General features: G+C 55.2%; 17 protein-coding genes. 4 read left to right on the top strand and 13 right to left on the bottom strand.

Translation table 11 applies throughout. The features are described from left to right. Nucleotides 1–171 precede the first annotated feature (171 nt). On the top strand, nucleotides 172–600 hold the full coding sequence (locus BM022_RS05990; RefSeq protein ID WP_091137707.1) for an alkaline phosphatase family protein: 429 nt from the start codon (nucleotides 172–174) through the stop codon (nucleotides 598–600). Between the two features lie 284 nt (nucleotides 601–884). Here BM022_RS05990 and BM022_RS05985 read toward each other — a convergent pair whose 3' ends face one another. The 5 genes from BM022_RS05985 to BM022_RS05965 all read right to left on the bottom strand — a co-directional run bounded on the left by BM022_RS05985 (nucleotide 885) and on the right by BM022_RS05965 (nucleotide 6,552). Next, nucleotides 885–1,997, bottom strand: a complete 1,113-nt coding sequence (locus BM022_RS05985) for a hypothetical protein (RefSeq protein WP_091137706.1) — start codon at nucleotides 1,995–1,997, stop codon at nucleotides 885–887. Nucleotides 1,998–2,429: 432 nt separating this feature from the next. After that, nucleotides 2,430–3,740, bottom strand: coding sequence for a hypothetical protein (locus BM022_RS05980; protein WP_091137704.1), 1,311 nt, complete (start codon nucleotides 3,738–3,740; stop codon nucleotides 2,430–2,432). A 153-nt stretch (nucleotides 3,741–3,893) separates the two neighbouring features. Then, nucleotides 3,894–4,361 carry a glycine zipper family protein gene (locus tag BM022_RS05975; RefSeq protein ID WP_091137702.1) on the bottom strand — a complete coding sequence of 156 codons (468 nt, stop codon included), beginning with the start codon at nucleotides 4,359–4,361 and terminating at the stop codon, nucleotides 3,894–3,896. A gap of 74 nt (nucleotides 4,362–4,435) precedes the next feature. Continuing rightward, a complete protein-coding gene (locus BM022_RS05970; RefSeq protein WP_091137700.1) occupies nucleotides 4,436–4,936 on the bottom strand; it encodes a hypothetical protein in 501 nt (166 codons plus the stop codon). A gap of 578 nt (nucleotides 4,937–5,514) precedes the next feature. Next, a complete protein-coding gene (locus BM022_RS05965) occupies nucleotides 5,515–6,552 on the bottom strand; it encodes an Lnb N-terminal periplasmic domain-containing protein (RefSeq protein WP_218146842.1) in 1,038 nt (345 codons plus the stop codon). Nucleotides 6,553–6,814: 262 nt separating this feature from the next. Between BM022_RS05965 and BM022_RS15130 the strand changes: the two genes are divergently transcribed. After that, on the top strand, nucleotides 6,815–7,099 hold the full coding sequence (locus BM022_RS15130; RefSeq protein WP_143079538.1) for a hypothetical protein: 285 nt from the start codon (nucleotides 6,815–6,817) through the stop codon (nucleotides 7,097–7,099). Nucleotides 7,100–7,119: 20 nt separating this feature from the next. Here BM022_RS15130 and BM022_RS05960 read toward each other — a convergent pair whose 3' ends face one another. Further along, entirely contained in the window at nucleotides 7,120–8,976 is a 1,857-nt protein-coding gene (locus tag BM022_RS05960; protein ID WP_091137698.1) for a patatin-like phospholipase family protein, read from the bottom strand. Nucleotides 8,977–9,062: 86 nt separating this feature from the next. After that, a complete protein-coding gene (locus BM022_RS05955; protein ID WP_091137697.1) occupies nucleotides 9,063–11,801 on the bottom strand; it encodes an MGH1-like glycoside hydrolase domain-containing protein in 2,739 nt (912 codons plus the stop codon). 73 nt (nucleotides 11,802–11,874) lie between these two features. Here BM022_RS05955 and BM022_RS05950 point away from each other — a divergent pair, with 73 nt between their 5' ends. Next, nucleotides 11,875–12,105, top strand: a complete 231-nt coding sequence (locus BM022_RS05950) for a hypothetical protein (RefSeq protein ID WP_091137695.1) — start codon at nucleotides 11,875–11,877, stop codon at nucleotides 12,103–12,105. Nucleotides 12,106–12,213: 108 nt separating this feature from the next. Here the strand turns inward: BM022_RS05950 and BM022_RS05945 are convergent, their stop codons facing one another. Then, on the bottom strand, nucleotides 12,214–13,188 hold the full coding sequence (locus BM022_RS05945) for a hypothetical protein (RefSeq protein ID WP_143079537.1): 975 nt from the start codon (nucleotides 13,186–13,188) through the stop codon (nucleotides 12,214–12,216). A 326-nt stretch (nucleotides 13,189–13,514) separates the two neighbouring features. Between BM022_RS05945 and BM022_RS05940 the strand changes: the two genes are divergently transcribed. Beyond that, a complete protein-coding gene (locus BM022_RS05940; RefSeq protein ID WP_177191639.1) occupies nucleotides 13,515–14,321 on the top strand; it encodes a bestrophin-like domain in 807 nt (268 codons plus the stop codon). Nucleotides 14,322–14,405: 84 nt separating this feature from the next. Here BM022_RS05940 and BM022_RS05935 read toward each other — a convergent pair whose 3' ends face one another. The 5 genes from BM022_RS05935 to ctaD all read right to left on the bottom strand — a co-directional run bounded on the left by BM022_RS05935 (nucleotide 14,406) and on the right by ctaD (nucleotide 18,430). Continuing rightward, the gene (locus BM022_RS05935) at nucleotides 14,406–15,209 is read right to left on the bottom strand and encodes a helix-turn-helix domain-containing protein (protein ID WP_091137691.1); all 804 of its coding nucleotides are present in this window, start codon (nucleotides 15,207–15,209) and stop codon (nucleotides 14,406–14,408) included. Then, complete coding sequence (locus tag BM022_RS05930; protein WP_091137689.1) at nucleotides 15,190–15,708, bottom strand: RrF2 family transcriptional regulator; 519 nt, start codon at nucleotides 15,706–15,708, stop codon at nucleotides 15,190–15,192. Before BM022_RS05930 ends, BM022_RS05935 begins: the two co-directional genes overlap by 20 nt. A 26-nt stretch (nucleotides 15,709–15,734) precedes the next feature. Further along, on the bottom strand, nucleotides 15,735–16,604 hold the full coding sequence (locus tag BM022_RS05925; protein WP_177191638.1) for a cytochrome c oxidase subunit 3: 870 nt from the start codon (nucleotides 16,602–16,604) through the stop codon (nucleotides 15,735–15,737). A gap of 83 nt (nucleotides 16,605–16,687) precedes the next feature. Next, nucleotides 16,688–16,831 carry a hypothetical protein gene (locus tag BM022_RS15445; protein WP_177191637.1) on the bottom strand — a complete coding sequence of 48 codons (144 nt, stop codon included), beginning with the start codon at nucleotides 16,829–16,831 and terminating at the stop codon, nucleotides 16,688–16,690. Nucleotides 16,832–16,852: 21 nt separating this feature from the next. After that, nucleotides 16,853–18,430 carry a cytochrome c oxidase subunit I gene (gene ctaD, locus BM022_RS05920; RefSeq protein ID WP_091137687.1) on the bottom strand — a complete coding sequence of 526 codons (1,578 nt, stop codon included), beginning with the start codon at nucleotides 18,428–18,430 and terminating at the stop codon, nucleotides 16,853–16,855. Between the last annotated feature and the right edge of the window lie 179 nt (nucleotides 18,431–18,609).

Below are 18,609 nucleotides of genomic sequence, written 5' to 3'. Positions count from 1 at the left end.
CAGGCAGCGCAGGCTGTAACTGATCGGATTCGGATGATAAACGCGGCGGGCACCAAAAAAATGAACGCCAGAACCTTCGCCCCCGCTACCTCAGCGTTCACCAAGACTAAATTGCCCTGCTCGTTGGCCCCCGCTAATTCTTGATCTATGGCAACTAAATAACCTGTCCAAATGCTTCTACTCGTTAAACACGGGCTGAGCGGCACGCCATTTCGACAAAGGTGGGAAGTGCATCTCGACGGCTACAATATCACCGACGCCCACGCCGGCAACACCCCGAGTCCGCGCAAGGAGTGCTTCTACTTCAATGACGACGGCTCGTTGCTGGCGCTCCGCCACAACCAGTGGAAGCTGGTGTTCGCGGAACAGCGCGCGCATGGCTTGGATGCCTGGCAGGAGCCTTTCGTGACCCTTCGCTTTCCCAAGCTCGTTAATATTCGCTCAGATCCTTTTGAAACCGGCGACAGCGGCATGGATTACGGGCGCTGGAGAGCGGAAGCACATGTTCCTGCTCGTGCCGGGGCAGCAGTAGGTAGGGCAGTTCCTCGCGACCTTCAAGGAATTCCCGCCGCGACAGAAGGCAGGGAGTTTCTCACTTGATCGGGTGCTGGAATCCCTCCAACGGGCGGGGAAGGACTAGCGGCATTGATGCAATGGGGTAGGTGAGCTCGCGCGGCGCTGAGGCGTGCGCTCGTGGCGAAGGGGCTACGCTGAGGGTTACGTAGGGCAAACTACCACGATGTTGCGCCGTGAGCCGTCTCACGATATTCACGATATCGCGATCGGCTTTCTCTGCAAGGGCTCCGCGGCTTCGGCCCACAACACATTTCCAGAGACTCAAACTGTCAGCGCCGGCTAGCAGTTCCCTACGCGTGATATCTAGCCTAGAAGGATCGACTTGCGGAGCGCAGCCGCTCCAGGTTCTTGACCATCTGCTCCTTCATCTGCTCGCGGCCGATGCTATGCTTCAAGCTGCTGCCCATTCCGGCGACCTGATCAGTGGAAGTTCGATGCGCATAAAATACGAGGGACCCATTACGATACGGCAGGCAACCAACTATCAACTGGCTGGAGTTGTAGGAGTGCCCGACAAAGAAGTGTCTTGCCAGAATCACCGAACCAGCATTGGAGGTTTGCAGGACGAGATGGCCGAGAATAGCAGTGGGCCGGTCTTCCACTTTCCGGTTGAGCCAATAAAATTGCTCCTCGGCGCCAGTCGGCAATGTGACGGGATAATTCTGCCAAGCCTGATACAGATCGGGGTAGTAGCGTGCCAATAAATTGCTGCTAATGGTAACAGTGCGTAATTCCTTTGCAGGACTAGCCTCTGGCCCAGGTCGCGCGTAGGGTGCAATTCCTGACAAACCGTCCTTGCGGTAAGTTTGCCAGCGCTGCAATAAAATCTCCCGATAATGTTGCGTCACGCCCGCAACCAAAACGGTGTTATCAGCGGCGGCGAGCTTTTTTTTAAGGAGTGCAAAGCTCTGGATTTCATCAGTGGATAAATTAAACCGGTCACTCGCCGCGGCATTCAATAAACCTTTGGCTTCATCGCTCTGCTTGAATTTAAAATCAAACCTTTTGAAGGCACCTGCATCTGATTCTGGCTGCACATCGCCCCGAGCTATGGTATCCGGGTCGATCGACGCTAGTGTACCGCTCTTGAAGTAAGCCACGAGTTTCGCCGGTGGCGATGGCAGGTAAATGGCCAGACCCATCGCCAGTTCTTTTTCAGTTGCTTCACCGATTTTCAGTGGAACGATTTCGCCCCGGTCGAGCTTGGCCACCTGGTCCTGCGTGAGCGCCAGCAAGGTAATGATGTCTTTGGCAGTGGGGACCGGAGCCGCTAACGTCATAGCAGACGGCATCAGCAGCAATACAAGAAAGAACCAGGGAAATCTGGCGCGCTTCCGATAGCTATTTCGGGCAAGACTGGCCCGCTTGGTGCTGCTGCCGTGGGATGACCTAAAGGGCAGGACATGGCGAATATGCGACATTTTTACCCCAAATGAGCATGAACGCAGCGGCGACGTGATGCGCACCCAAGGCTTGTACGTGGATCTCGTCCCCGGGGGGTATCATGTCCTAACCCAATGGGCGCCGGTAGGGTGAGCATGGTGTGCTGTTTTTTGCGCTTTGTTAATAGTTAATCGGCACGGACCGCGAGTTTTCAACCGATTGTAATGGAGGAGCAAGGAATAAACTTGCGAGCACGATCCGACTTGCCGTGTTCTTGGCGGTCGCGTTCATGGTGGTCCCCGTGTTGGCAGCCGAGAAACCCCATATACTCGTCATGTGCGACTATCCTGGCTCTGCAACGGAGCAGCAAGGAAGTCCATTCCGAATTCGCTGCGAGGCTCACTTTAACCAAAATATCCGGCTACGCTGCCAATGTGCGCCTTCCTCGACCTTCTTTTTCTACCCCTGTTTCACTCGATGGTCGGTGTGTATTCACACCTTTCCATCACAAGCGGTGATGTATGGGGCGTTCCGATGCCCTTCGCGATCAGCGCAACCACGCGTTCATCCTTATCGTAACCGATATGCGCTGAACCGGGACGGGCGACGGTCATACCGAAGGCCTCGATAATTGGGGCCACATTGATACTGATATTGGTGACGTCTGCACATACTCTGGAGTCGAGGAATTGCTCACGAAACCCCGGGGGGATGCCAAAACTTAACAGGTCGTTGGGATCGCTAAAGGCGATAATGGATGTTTCGCTGACCATACGTTGATTGTAGTATTGACCTCCAGGTCTGCAATAGTCCGCTTCCTGCCCGACTACCTCAGGAGGCTCCCGGCCTAACTGCAACATCGGGAGTTGATTCGACATCATGAAAATGGGTATGCGTTTGGGGCGGAATGCCTCGATTATTTTTGGCGAAATGCTCATTTTCACGTTTTTTGCGCCTCTCTCGAGTAGGAATTGCTCCTGACGCGGCAGTATTCCGGCAATACGCTGCAGACCATCAGTAGTGATACGGCTACCGAGGCTGTGGGAGATAAAAATATGATCGTCGTGGATAACCCGATCTGCCGCTGCGTCCGTCAGCTCAAGGCATGCATGTCCGCCGCTCGCGGGAAGATCGTCCCAATCCTCTTTCAGCATCCAGCAGAATGATTGCCCGAATGCCGCCTGAATAAGTTCTCTGTTGGTTCCTGCATACATAAGTGGGTCGGACATAGCGTCGTTGCTGAATTTCTTTAGCATGGCGTTGAAGGCTGCCCTCCGGTAATCGTATTCCCCGGAGATATCGTAGGCCAGGAGCTCTTTTTCTTTCCGGGTAATCGGGGACCAGGTGAGCTCATAAAACAGCACTTCCTTGCCATTTTCCCTGTTCGCCAAGCGAGAAATGCGCAGATTGCCAAGCTCCTTGTCGGGAAACAGAGGAGTCTCCAGTTCGATATTTTTCGGGCTCGCCGAACGGGCGTTCAAGCCCATCTCCTTGGCTAATTTCGCCTGAAATTGAGTGGCATACCCTGGAATATGATCGCCGACGCCGTGCACCATCAGAATTCTGGTTTTCCCCTTTTCTTTAGCCAATCTTGGTTCAATACCTTCGAAAGGTTTGCCCCACACTTCGCACCGCCGGGTATCCACCTCTTCCGATTTTTCCAAAAGCGCCAGCGTCACGCCTTTACTTACGCTGACACAACCGGCCAATACGGTCGTGATCAAGAGAAAAGAACTCAACCAGATTATTTTCTTGGCGAAATAATACGCGCGAGACGCCATGGTGTTATTGTCCTGGATGTCGTTAAGTTAATATACTCAGCTGCTATCCTTTTGGGACGATCAATGACCTACCTTTTCCCTGATCTCCCTCGCAAACGATGCCGCGGTTGGCGATAAGGGCTCTTCAATCCGACAACGCCAGCCGTGGCAGATTTACTTGACCGTGTAGCCCTTGCCTTCAAAGCACGCTGCATAGGCCTTTTGAAATTGCTGTTGCTGCTGCGCCGCGGCCTGCTGCTGTTGTGATGCAGCCTGTTGGTAATCCTCCTGCTTACGTCGTTGTCTGTGGCCACCCGCCATGGTGCCCCCTGCGGCGCCGATGGCAGCGCCCTTGCCGGCGTCGCCGGCAATGGCGCCAACCACCGCTCCGCCGGCTGCCCCGCGAGCGGCGCCTCGAGCCCGCTCCCCTTCATGTTGCGGCGGTGGCGCTGATACGGACTGGGTAGCCTGCGCCGGGTCATAACCCGTCTGCTTCTTGGCGAATGCATAACACTCGGCTTCATCCTTCTGCTGTTGTTCTGCTGACTGACCCTTTGCGGGATAAATAACCTGTTGCGCAACTGCAGGAGCGCTGGCGAGCGCTACCAGCACCGCTGCTGACATGATCGATTTTGAAATCATTTTCCTGCCTCCTCGTCTATTTGAAAAATTCCGTTATCTACCCTGCCTGGAGAGAGACCATCAGGTAATCCGGCTCAATACGCCAGCGGAATTGCAGAAGCGAGTTCGTAGCGTACGATGGCTCGAATCTTGTTCTCGATCTGCATGTAACGTGCGACCTTTGCCCCGGGAAGCACCTTGCTGAGCTTGGGCACATAAGATTTCCTCAACTTGGCTTCATCCATTTCAATATCAATCGCTTGATCGATAAGTTGCCGCGCCGTTTTGTCCAATATCGCGCCTTTGTTGTAGGACAGCGCGTATTCGTTGATCAGCTTGGCCATGCGCTCGTTGATCGTGTGCAGGTCCTCCTGGTAGGCCTGGTAGATCGGCCAGAATTTGCTTGCCTCCTCCTCGGTCAGATCCATATTCTCTGAAACAATAAGCTTCTTATCCGCGTAAATTTTGTCGCGCAGTACTTCCATATCACTTTTAGTTGGTGCGGTCTCCTCAGCGCTCAACGCAGGCTGCGCCAACGTTGCAGCCAGGATCAAGAGAACGGCGCGCAGCATATCCCGCGAATATTTGTTTATCATTTTTATCTCCCTGGAAAGGTTACGGTTGACAGGTTGAGCATGCGTGGACTAGTTCTTCTTAAGGATGACTGAAAGAGTGCTATCCATTCTCGGCTGCACTTCTAACAATTTCAGTATAGCAATCCGTGTGAATATTGCTGAAAAAAGACCGGCCTGACGGTAAGGATATGTGATCAGGGAAAGACAACTCGGCGGGCGCACCCTACCCGTGACGCGAGCAGGCCCTAGTCTGAGGTGGCCCCAGGTATCTGCTGGGGACTCACTCGCTGATAAGGGAATTCAGGCGTAGCGGGGAGAATGTTGCCATAATGAGACCTACGCCTCTTTAGGGCGCCGAACGGGGAAATCCATGAGGTTGCAGGAAGATAACTGCCACCTCAATATAGACGGGCGGAAAGAATGAAAAACAGAACTGCTGAGCACGGGGCTTGATGGATGGGTTGAAGTCCCACACGTTTCCTGACACAGTGACGAATAAGAGAGTACAACTCAGCTAACCTGACTCTGGATGCCACGCCGGGGTGAAAGACAAAACCTGGAACCACAGGAGCAAGGGCCAGCACCTGTTCGCCGCGAGCTTAAGGCGAGCCCTCTGCCGCTATCTCAGGCGGCTCTCGGATGAGGTGCGAAAAATCGGTGGCGCCGTTTGCCGCTTTTGCCCGCACATTTACGTGCGCACGTCGCTTCAGCTCCGAGAATGGCAAGCCCCTGTCGAGTCGCCCTGCTTCATACGCGTACTCCGGCACATAACCACTTGCCAAAACCTTCCAGCTGAATGGAAGATGCTCTGGATTAACCAGGGTGTGCAGCCAGATACCGGTTGTGCAGTTGGTCGTTAAGGTGTTATAGAATTCAGGGTGGCTCTGTAAGTCATTGATTTTGTTAATATACTGCAGAAATACGCGCCGTACGTTCTCAAGCGGACCTTGCAAGCGGTACACGTAAACGTCTTCAGGTGGGTCGTTGCGATAGTTGGTCCGTAGCCGGATAACATCGCGTTCGTCGGCAACCACATAGTAAAGTTCATACTGCCGGAAGAAGCCCTTGAGAGTGGAATAGCCCTCTCCCTTCTCCTTGCGCGTCTCAATGGAAATCGCCAGATGGTCCCCACCGGCGAAGGCGAAACTGACAAATATATGCGCGATGGCCGGCCCCATCCAATAGACCGCCACGAGATCGGCACCCTCCAACTGCCGCAGATCGAAGCGCTTGTCGTAGTAGGCGGGAGTGTAGTCGGTCTCGCTGCGGTAGTCGAAATTGCGAATGTTGTGCACCGTAACCACGTCGCCTTCGATGGTGGCATAGGGGAGTACCGCCACATCGGTTTGCCAATCGCGATCGTTAGACGGCTCGATGTTGCGCCACCACACGACCACCAGCGCAAACAGCGCGAAATAGATGGCAATTGCGTGCCAGCGCCAGCGGTGGAAGCCCAGTGCAATCAACGCCACAACCGATACAGCCACAAATATTGCCGCCGCAGCGAGATGTACTGTATCGCGCCGCGGCGCTGAAAAAGTGAGCGCGAGTATTCCCCACGCGCTCGTCGCGACAACCAGCAAGCTCAGCATTGTCAACCCCGCTACGGTGCAGATTCGAGTCGGCATAATGTCCATGTCGTGGCGTCGGCCATGCTGATACGGTTAGAAAGTACCCACCTGCGGGTGTATCACATACTAGATGCGCAGCGGTCCTGCCTTCAGCGGTCCATTATTGAGCTTGCGGCTGTCTTTGAGACATTCCTCATAGAATTCAGCGAACCGGTACTAGCTGGACGTCAACAGCTCTTGTTCTTTTTATAGCAGGATTCTCATCACTACATCGACGTCCTCCAAAAAATCGGCTAGCCCGGGCTTTTTTCCCAGCAAAACTGCCGACATGGGATACAAGATGGTAGTGGTGGAAGATGGCGACACGGGCATGCAAGCCGTTACCGGAGCTTGCCTGCCGATAGAGTTCGAGCTGAGGATCGTAGGATGCTGGACGCGGGTTCGGTTCCTGGTTTCCCAGTATTACTCCCCCGGAAACATCAGTGCAGTTCCAGAGACGGGCATCTTGTCATCCTTAAGACCGAGTAAGGTGCTGCTAAGTCTGGACAACCCGACAACTGGTCGACAAGTGGTCGGCATAAGTGGAGGTATCGGACGGGATTACCCAAATTGAACGGGTGGATGAATTCACTGTCACCGTTTGGCAACGTCGGCAAAGAGCCGATTATCCAACTGCATCAGCTGTTCCTTGATATTTGAAAGTTCAGCCAGTGCCGCCTGTTCGCCAATCGCGGCCATTTCGCCGGCTCTTACGAAATCTGTCAACTCGCATCGGGTCACATCGGGTTCAATAATGGCGTCCGCTTGCCGCATACCCACAGAGTTGACGCTTTTATTCTGAACCAGAAGACTGCGCAAAATAGTCTGTATCGTCGAAGCCCGACTCATCGTTGACTTCGGAGCGTGCCGCGGATTTGGAGGGAACTCCCGTTCAATTTTGGCTGTCACGCTAACTGCGATAACATAATTGCAGCCGTAATCCACGAGCACGTCCGCCGGAACGTTTTTGACCAGTCCCCCGTCGACCAGCGCGCGCCCATCGCGAAAGATCGGCTCGGACAGCCCGGGTAAGTTGATGCTCTCCAGGATCGCGTGCACTACGTCGCCATGGTCACGGACAATTGGCTCGCCGCTGACCAGGTCGAGCGTTACGGCGCAGCAAGGTATGGGTAGCTGTTCGAGTCTCCAATCCGAGAAGTACCTTCTCAGCATTCCGTCAAATTGCCCACTACGATACTTGTACACAAGATACCAGTGGTTGCCGTTCGGAAGGCAGCGAAACGCGATTGGCGGTGTCAGATCGGAAACGAATCGCTCAACCCAATGGTCGGCTGAAACCCCGGAAGCATAGGGAATGCCTGTCAGCGCTCCGGCACTCGTCCCGGCAATCATGTCGACTACAATCCCATTCTGCTCCAGAACCCGGAGGACTCCCAGGTGGGCCATGCCACGCGCGGCTCCCCCGCTCAGCGCCAGTCCAATCTTAATCCCACGCAGGTAATGGATGAGTCTTTCCACGCCATAGGCCAGCGTTTTACCCAGCGGCGACTGCGGTTCGGAGAAAGTGATCTTGAAATCCCCCGACACCAGCTCGCTCAACTCCGGAGCAAAAGGCGACGTCTGATACCCGTCCGCAAGCAGCCAAACAACATTGCTTTTTGTACGGCAACCGGGAATTTCCGCGCAGTTAGCCTTTAGGCGGTCCGCGGCTGATTTCTCGTCTCCCGCCTGGACACACCACATCACTGAATCACTGAGTTCGATTAATTGAGACGCTCGCTCGCGGTCGAGGGCGGCATCCACATCGATAAACAACCGCCCCGAATTTCGCCCATGGCTGATTTTAATTTGTTCGCGAATTTCCGATATGAACAGTTCACAGTCCCCCTTGGAGAGCGCGGTGTAACCTGCATCGCCCCCTTGTTTCTCTTCGTCTCGATCACTCAACACCCACGGCTGTTCCCCAAGTTCGGTTAATCGCCGTACGATTCGCTGAGTCAACGGCCGTGTTGCAGGCGAGCTATGGAATATGGCCACGATCCGCGGCTGCGGCTTCGATTTCTCCTCAAAAAAAAGCCGGCGATAATTTCGAAGGGCAGCCTTCAGGACATTGAGTCGGAACTTTGGGTATTTGGGCGCGAGGCTTAGCGCCTGTTTGTGCACTAATTTCAGTAGCGTGCAATTCGTTATTGCAAAGAGACCTTCGGGCACGGCCTCTGAAATCTCCATCGCCAGCATGGCGCCGATTTGATCATCCCGCGAAAATACCCCAATGACTTTCTCGTTCCCATGAAAATCGCGGCGCGTCGCTTTCAAGGTACCCAGAACAACGAAATAGATATTTGTCAGGGGCGTATTCGGCTGATGTACACATTCGCCGGGCTTGCACCGCACCACTTCCATATGCTCGGCAATCTCCACAAGCGCATCGTCTTCCAGCCCTTCGAAGCAACTATGCATCCTCATCAAGTCCAAGACTTCGGTTTGCATTCAAACTTCCTGGAGTAATTTGATCAAGGCCACCTGAAATACCTGCACATCACCTGCTCCGCTGTTGGCCTCGTCATATCGATACCTCACTTCGTCGCGTCACGAGTAGTGAAAGCGGCGCTTTTCCCTTGCTGGAGCGCTTTTTGAGCATCGAGAAATCCAAAGAGCTGGATTATTTTTGCCACGAGACCGGTCCAACCCGTCTGATGACTTGCACCGAGGCCGGTGCCGTTGTCGCCATGGAAATACTCATAGAACAGGATGTGATCGCGCCAGTTCGGGTCGTTCTGAAACTTCTCTGTTCTCCCGTACACCGGACGCCCGCCCTCTTCATTGCGCAGAAAGATGCGGGTCAACCGGTCGCCGATCTCCTTGCTAACCTCGAAGAGGTTCATCATGTTGCCTGAACCGGTGGGGCATTCAATCTTGAAGTTATCCCCGTAGTACAGATAGAACTGCAGCAGCGCCCGGATGATGAGGGCATTCACCGGCATCCAGATCGGGCCCCTCCAGTTCGAGTTGCCGCCGAACATGCCCGTGTTCGACTCGGCAGGCAGATAGTCCACGCGGTAGTCCTGGCCGCCCACCTCGAGAACGTAAGGGTTCTGGGAATGAAATTTGGAGACCGAGCGAATCCCGTAGGGGCTCAGGAACTCGTTCTCATCAAGCATTTTCGACAGGATGCGGCGGAGCCGTTCCGGATTGACCAGGGCCATCATCCCCCGGTCGGCCACGCCAAGATGGCCGGGGCCAAAGGGGTGGACCGACTCCATGAGTTCCGGCATCTGGCGCAAGCGTTCCCTGAACAAGGCTATTGTCTGCGGGGTGCGCTCACGCTGCCACTTCTCGATCACGGTGGTGGCGCAGAGGGGCAGGAGTCCCACCATCGAGCGCACCTTGAGCCGTCTGGCGCTGCCGTCGGGGAGCCGCAGCAGGTCATAGTAGAAGCCGTCCTCCTCATCCCACATCCCATCCGCTCCGGGCTGATTCATGGCAGCGCCGATATACAGGAAATGCTCTACAAACTTCAAGGCCATATCCTCGTAGGTCTGGTCGTAGGAAGCCAGCTCAACGGCGAGTTCCAGCATGTTCTGGGTGAAGAGGGCCATCCACGCCGTGCCATCCGCCTGCTCAAGGTAGCCTCCTGTGGGAAGCGGTGCACTGCGGTCAAAGACACCGATGTTATCCAGGCCCAGAAAGCCACCCTCGAATACGTTCTTGCCGAAGCGGTCCTTGCGGTTCACCCACCAGGTGAAATTCAACAGAAGCTTGTTGAACGCGGACTTGAGGAAATCAACGTCTGTTTCACCGCGCAGCGCCTGCTCGGTGCGATGCAGGAACAGGGTTGCCCAGGCGTGGACGGGGGGGTTCACGTCGCTGAAGTTCCACTCATAGGCGGGCAGCTGGCCGCTGGGGTGAAGGTAGTGTCCGCGTAGCATCAGTTCCATCTGCTGTTTTGCGAAGTCGGGGTCCACGATCGAGATCGGTAGTGTGTGGAAGGCAAGATCCCAGGCCGCGTACCAGGGGTACTCCCACTTGTCGGGCATGGAGATAATGTCCTCGTTGACCATGTGAAACCATTGCCGATTCCGGAAATCACGACTGCCTCGACGAAGGGGGTGAGCGTGGTGCTCTTCCAGCCACTGATTGGCATCCAGGTAATAGTACTGCTTGGACCAGAGCATACCGGCGAGGGCCTGGCGCATCACCCTGGCGGCGTCCGGAGAAACCGACGGCGGCGTCACTGAGCGGTAGAACTCATCCGCATCCCGCCGTCGCGCAGTGAGGGTTTCCTCAAAATCTTTCCCGAAGAGGGACGCACCCATGGTGTTTGCGTCCGTCGTGGCATTCGCCTTGGCCAGATGCAGCCGCACTATCGCTGACTGTCCAGGGCTTACCTCAAGTCGGTAGTGTGCCGCAACCTTGGTTCCAGTTTTGTCCGGGTTCACCGCATTCTGGCGGCCGTTCACTATGTAGTCGTTGATCCCGTCCTTGACAAAGGGAGTCTCGTTGGGTGTTCCGAAGACGCGCTCATAATTCGTCTCGTTTTCAGTAAAGAGCAGTTGTACATTGCCTTCGCAGTAAAGATGGTACGCACCCGGCACCTCATGCTCAGCGGAGACTCCGGTGACACCCTCAGGGAGGGCGATCTGCTTTATTTCCGGTCTGTTGGATGGCTTGGCGATCCACTTTGCCCAGTCGTTTCGGAACCACAGGGTCGGCAGCAGGTGTAACTCGGCCGCATCCGGTCCCCTGTTTATGGCAGTGATCTGGACCAGAATATCTTCCGGGCTGCTCTTGGCGTATTCCACAAAGACGTCGAAGTAACGGTCGTCGTTGAAAATGCCGGTATCGATAAGTTCGTACTCCATCTCATCACGGTTGCGCTGCCGGTTCGTCAATATCAGGTCACTATAGGGATAGGCTGCCTGCGGGTACTTATACAGGTACTTCATGTACGAATGGGTCGGCGTGCTGTCGAGGTAAAAATAATATTCCTTCACGTCCTCGCCGTGGTTGCCTTCGCTGTTCGTTAGCCCGAAAAGGCGTTCCTTCAGAATGGGGTCCTTGCCATTCCAGAGGGCCAAGGCAAGGCAGAGGCGCTGCTTGTCATCGGAAATGCCCGCTAACCCATCCTCTCCCCAGCGGTATGCTCGGGAACGCGCCTGATCATGGGAAAAGTAATTCCAGGCATCCCCGTTTTCGCTGAAGTCCTCGCGGACCGTGCCCCATTGACGTTCGCTCAGATAGGGTCCCCACTTCTTCCAGGGAACATTCTCGGTATGCGCAGCCTCGAGCCGCTTCGCTTCTTCATTGTTGTCCATGACGTCCCTTGATCAGTTGTTGTTCTGCCGGCAATGCGGGATTTGTTTTATCTCCAGCAGCCGATGGCAGGGGATGAATACCATCAAACAGGATGCTGTAGATTTTATTCTAGGTGCAGATTTGGGCTACCGCCATGATCCCTCTCAAATATGTTCGAGCTTGAGTGAAATCCTTGAATCGGTAAAAGATGCGGGCGGGGTGACTATCTCAACAAAGGGCGACGATCCGGTAATGGGCTTCCATTTGATAATACGAAGAGGCATCGACAACCACGGTTTAGCGATGGGGGTCGGACGTGATTAGACTCGACCATTTGAACGAACCATCAGGTAGGGATCACCGGATCTCTAACCGTTGGACGCCGAGGGAAAATCTGCCGTCCCTTCCCATTTCCCGAATTCAGGCTGATCGCTAGAAGCTCCGGAACATGTAACGAACGCCGCCATTGATACTCCACGTGTAAGCGCCGGGAAGATCCTGCCCCCAGATACCCACTCCGGGACGCACGAATATACCCAGTCGTTCCGCCACATTGCGTCCCAGTTCAAGTTCAACGGTCATGTTGCTTCTCGCGTTTCGTTCCCAGTCGACCCTCCACTCGGCTTGCACGACGCTCCACCACCGCTGGGCCCAAAATGAATTGACTTGCAGGGTTGCCTTTGAAACATTGACGGAACTTCGAGCGGGATCGCCCGCGACAGAGACTTGGTGGGTGAACAACCCGAGCAGAAGCGAATCCAATCTGGGAAGAAACCGGGCTGTAGCGACGGTCGGGCCGAGTGTATATTTGCCGAGGCTTAATCCTGGCTCGGTTCCCGTGGGGAATGTCGATGTCACGCCCACCAGTACCGTATATTCAGGCGTGCTGTAGACGCGCCGTGCTACTGTCACGGAGAGATCGCTGAAACCTTGCAGGGACGCGGCGCCGGGTCGATTCGGATCATTCATTTTAAAGACCGGCACATCTGTGCGCAGCACGTAGTTTCCCCCGAGGGCCAAGTCGACACGGGCTAACGTATCGATGCCTTGCCTCCCCTGAGGGAGGTTAAGGTAGGTGGAAGACAACTGCACGCGTCCCACGATTGCTGTGGGATCGGTCCCATACTTGGCGCCCAATTGTTTTAGGCGCTCCGCCTCTTCCTGCTGCTCCGGGGTAACCGGCTGCGGGCCGACGAGCGTTCGGCGTCTGCCGGTCACGGCATCCGGTTCTTTTGCAGAGTCTTCGATGCCGTGTTGTCGGTTTGGGCCTTCAAGGGGCCCGCTACTCCGCGGTATTTCCGGTGGCGCTTCTTGCCCTGACGCTGCGGGGGTGGACGCTGCGAACAGCGACATCAACCCTATAATCCACGCGCACGCCCTGACCAGACTGTATCTAAAACTTTTCACACAGCCCCCCTACAATATAGTGCCGCCTGTGGTCTTGATGGCAGAACCCGCCCGTTGGCTTGGACCGTATTTTACTGATAGTAATGTAGATCGGAGCGCGCCGCTTCGCCGATGGTTATTTCACATGTTTTATTGAAGTATCTTGTAAATAAACCATACTAAATAAAACACATGAATGTTCGGAGGCCCGACGCCGGGGTGCTGCGATGAACCAGGAAAGTCGCTATCAAACGGATGAGATAGCAGCATGGACCAAAAAGGGCTCTGCTGGCGAGGACGGTTCAAACGGCTGTGCGACCAGTGACGCGCGCGAGGTTTAAATGAGCATGGACACCATACCCGTCGAGGTGATTTTCCTCGCAACGATGATCGTTGTCGCGATTGGCATTGAGGTCGGATTCAGGCTGGGGCTTGTGGTGCACCGCAGATCGGAGAACGAGAAAGCATCATCGGTCTCCACCGTTGCAGCCGCCATTCTGAGCTTGGCGGGATTCATGCTGGTGTTCACCTTCGGGATCGCAGCCGAACGGATGAACGACCGAAAGAAGCTTGTGCGCGAAGAAGCCAACGCGATTGGCACTGCCTGGTTGCGGTCTGATTTCCTGCCGGAACCGGACCGCGCGGAGTCGGCAGGGCTTTTACGGAAATATGTCGATATTCGTCTGGACGCGGTTCAGGGTACGAGCCCCGATCAAATACAAAAACTGGTTGTTGAGTCTCAACGAATCCAGCGTCAAGTATGGGACATGGCCGTCAAAAATGCCCGCAAGGACATGGACTCGGACGTCGCAGCCCTTTATATTGAATCGCTGAACACAGTAATTGATCTTCATGGCACCCGGACTGCCATAGCACTACATGCGCAGATTCCAGGCACCCTCTGGTTAATTCTCTACGCCCTCATCATTCTGGGCGTGATCGGCGTGGGATATCAGACGGCAATTGCGGGCTCCACGCGCCGAACATTGGCCACATCGATTCTGGCTCCGTCATTTGCTATGGTGATAGCACTGATCGCTGCACTTGATAGCCCTAGGAGTGGTATCCGAGCTCCCCAGGGGCCACTGATCGAGCTCCAGTCTACAATGAGTCACAGCCCCGAAACCAGTGCAGACCCGGGGCACAAACCGTAGCGAAACCGAGACGACGAGGACCATCGATCCGGTTCTTAGACCAAAAGCCGGTGATCCGCCTATCCACGTAGTGCTCGAAAAAGATTAGGATAAAAACGGCTCACTCCCTAGAGGAGGGGGAGATGTTTCAGTCTTATGCTCGACCCGGTGATTGGCGATCTGCCGCAATCGATTCAGGTCGTTGAGTTTGATACGCCTGCAATCGCAGGTCATCATCCCCTCTTCCTGAAAGCGAGCGAATATGCGACACACGGTTTCCTCAGCAATGCCCAGGTAATTCCCGATGTCGCTGCGCGACATGCTGAGAACGAATTCGGTTGCGGAACAATGGCGGTGGGCAAACTGCTTCGATAGATTGAGCAGAAAGGCGGCGATGCGCTCCTCCGCATTGTGCTTGCCGAGCAACAGCAGCAACTCATGGCTGTGGCGAAGCTCCAGACTCATGAGCTTGATGATTTCGTGCTGTATCGCCGGGTCTTCCCTGGCCAATTCCTCGAAACGGTCGATGGAAACTTCGCAAACGGAAGTGAGTCCCATCGCCCGCGCCTCGTAATTCTGCTGCCGGTTCTCGATTGCGTTCAGCCCAAGCAGTTCTCCGGCGATGTGAAAACCGATCACCTGCACCTGCCCGTCTTCGGTACTGACGCTGGTTTTGACCGAGCCTCCACGAATGACGTACATATGCTGGGCGGATTGCCCCATGGCATACAGCACTTCCCCGCGTTTGAACACTTGCTTTCTTTTTACCACGCGCTCAAGCAACGACGAATCGCCGGTCTTCAACCACAGCGACATGCATAATTTGTAGGCCCCGCAATCCCTGCAAGCGGTAGGCACATCGCGCGATGTGCCGGGGATGGGTATCGCCTTAGAACTTTGCTTGCCCATGATCAATGCCTTTCAGAGTCGATTTCCAACCCATCGGTCTGGCTGAGTCCTCAAGGGCGGCCTCAGGCAAATCGGTAAGCTGGTATTTACCGCTCACCACCATTGCGGCCAGCATATCCAGGGTCTGGCTTTGCAACAGCTTCACGATTTCCTGCTTGATCGGCCACCACCTGACATGCATCGGGCACGGCGTTTTGTCGCTGCAAACCTTCAGTCCCAGCACGCATTCATCGGTAAACCCCGGACCCTCGGTAAGCATTGCAATCTGCATTAAAGTGATTCTATCGCTATTCTCCCGCAGACAGAAGCCGCCCTGTTTCCCGCGGAAAGAATAAAGCAGATTGCCTCTGCACAAGTCCTGCAGGATCTTGGCAAGATAGGTCGGGGATGATCTCAAGCACTCGGCGATTGTTCGATTCAACACCACCATCCCCCGGGGCTGCGTTGCGATATAGATGAGCGCCTGGATGGCATATTGCGTAGTGCGGGACAAGATCATAGCTGAACCAAAATTAGGCACGACCGCTAGATAAGCCAGTACACGAAAATAAACAATCCCAGCCAGACCACGTCGACAAAGTGCCAATACCACGCGACACCCTCGAAGCCGAAATGGTGCGCCGACGTGAAGTGCCCCGCCAGCACGCGGAACCAGATGACCAGCAGCATGATGGAGCCCAGTGTGACGTGGAAGCCGTGGAAGCCGGTCAGCATGAAAAACGTTGCGCCATAGACCCCAGTGGTTAGCTTGAGATTGAGATCCGAATAGGCGTGGCCGTATTCGTATGCCTGCATGCCCACGAACAGAAACCCCAGTGCGAAGGTGAGGAACAGTCCCAGCTTGACCTGTACGCGTTTGTCCAGCTTCAGGGCCCAGTGCGCCCAAGTGACGGTCACGCCCGAGGTCAGCAGTATCATGGTGTTGACCGCCGGAAGTCCCCATGGTCCCATGGGCATGAACTTCTCGCTGATCCCGGGTCCCGAGGTAGGCCAGTCCCCGCTGAAGTCCGGCCAAAGCATTCTGCCGTTCAGGCCCGCCAGATCCGGAATCGAGTAGACGCGCAGATAAAACAAGGCGCCGAAGAATGCGGCAAAGAACATCACCTCGGAGAAAATGAACCAGCTCATCCCCCAGCGGAAAGACTTGTCCACCAGCTTATTGAATTTTCCGCCTTCACTTTCCCGTGCCACTGTTTTGAACCAGCCGTATATCATATAGAAGAGCACCGCAAACCCTATGGCCAGCAGCCCGTATCCAATTGGAAGCCGGTTGACGGAAAACGCCGCACCGAAACCCATGAACAACAGCGCAATCGACCCTTTAATAGGCCACGTCGATGGCTCTGGAACGTAATAATGACTTCCTTCGTGGCTCACGCTTCCTTCTTGGCTCATGCTCGCCTCCCGCTCCAGTCCGCTTCGAGCTATCCATCGGCAGCGATCGCTAAAATGGTCGACGCCGCCCGGTTTTAAATGAATCACTGTACTAAATAATAGATCATGGGCAGAACCAGGGACGAAGCCAGCAAGAACAATGCTGTTTTAATGGATGCCAAGCGCCGCTCCATCTCCGCATCTTCGGACACATCGAGGTTTCCCGCCATATTTGACTGCTTGTACATAGCATCCTCCTATCTCCACTGTTATTTGATGATCGGGGGTGTCTCGAAGCTGTGATACGGCGCGGGCGAGGGCAGCGTCCATTCCAGGGTCTTCGCTCCTTCCCAGGGTTTGGCCGGTGCTTTTGCTCCCCCACGGATGCACTTCAACACAACGTACAGGAACAGCAGCTGAGTGGTGCCGAAGCCGAAGGCGCCGATGCTGGATATCATGTTGAAGTCGGCAAACTGCAATGCATAGTCCGGGATGCGGCGCGGCATGCCCGCAAGTCCCAGGAAGTGCTGAACAAAGAAGGTAAGGTTGAAGAAGAACATCGACAACCAGAAGTGCCATTTGCCCAGCGTCTCGTCATACATGTGCCCGGTCCATTTCGGCAGCCAGTAGTAGGTCCCGGCAAAAATGGCGAAGAGCGAGCCCGATACCAGCACGTAATGGAAGTGAGCAATCACGTAGTAGGTATCCTGGACCTGAACATCCACCGGCACCACCGCGCATACCACCCCGCTGAAGCCACCAATGGTAAACAGGAAAATGAAGCCGATGGCAAACAGCATGGGCGTCTCAAAAGTCATGGAACCGCGCCACATGGTCGCGGTCCAGTTGAACACCTTCACCCCGGTCGGCACTGCGATCAGCATGGTGCCGTACATGAAGAACAGTTGGCCGGTCACGGGCATGCCAGCAGTGAACATGTGATGCGCCCACACGATGCAGGACAGGATGGCGATAGACGCGGTGGCGTACACCATCGACGAATACCCGAACAGCGGCTTGCGCGCGAACGTGGGAATGACCTCGGACACGATGCCGAATGATGGCAGAATCATGATGTAGACTTCAGGGTGGCCGAAGAACCAGAATATGTGTTGGAACATCACCGGGTCGCCGCCGCCGGCCGCGTTAAAGAAGTTGGTGCCGAAGTTTCGGTCCGTCAGCAGCATGGTCACCACACCAGCCAGCACCGGCATCACCAGCACCAGCAGATAGGCGGTGATCAGCCAGGTCCAGACGAACATGGGCATCTGCATCAGCGACATCCCCGGTGCCCGCATGTTGAGTATGGTGGTGATAATGTTGATCGCGCCCATGATGGAGGAAGCGCCCAGGATATGTACGGCGAAAATCATCATGTCCATGCCGATACCCATCTGCACCGATAGCGGCGGATAAAATGTCCAGCCGCCCGCCGGCGCACCGCCGGGAACGAAGAACGAGCTGATCAGCAGCAGGGCGGCCGGCGGCAGCAGCCAGAAGCTCCAGTTGTTCATGCGCGCGAAGGCCATGTCCGGGGCCCCGATCATCATCGGTATCTGCCAGTTGGCGAACCCCACGAACGCGGGCATGATGGCGCCGAACACCATCACCAGGCCATGCATGGTGGTCAACTGGTTGAAAAACTCGGGCTGAACGATCTGTAGGCCCGGCTGGAACAGCTCTGCCCGGATGGTCAGCGCCATCACGCCCCCCGTCAGGAACATGATGAAGCTGAACCAAAGATACATCGTGCCTATGTCCTTATGATTAGTGCTGGTCAACCAGCGCATCATGCCGGTCGGATGATGCTCGTGGACGTGACCAATTTCGTGTTCTACTGCCGCCATCGTGTTCTCCTTGCCCCTATTTTTTAAAATATTCGTGAATTAACAAGTCACCCGCCCATCAGGCCGGTCGGATGATAGTCGTGCCCAATATCGTGATCTACTGCTGCCATGATTTCCTCCTGATGCTATTTTCTTAACTGGTTGATTTCGGATGGTTGCACCAAGTCCCCTGCGGCATT

The organism is Nitrosospira sp. Nsp14 (assembly GCF_900113575.1).
GTDB lineage: Bacteria > Pseudomonadota > Gammaproteobacteria > Burkholderiales > Nitrosomonadaceae > Nitrosospira.
This window is presented reverse-complemented; position numbering and strand designations above follow the sequence as displayed.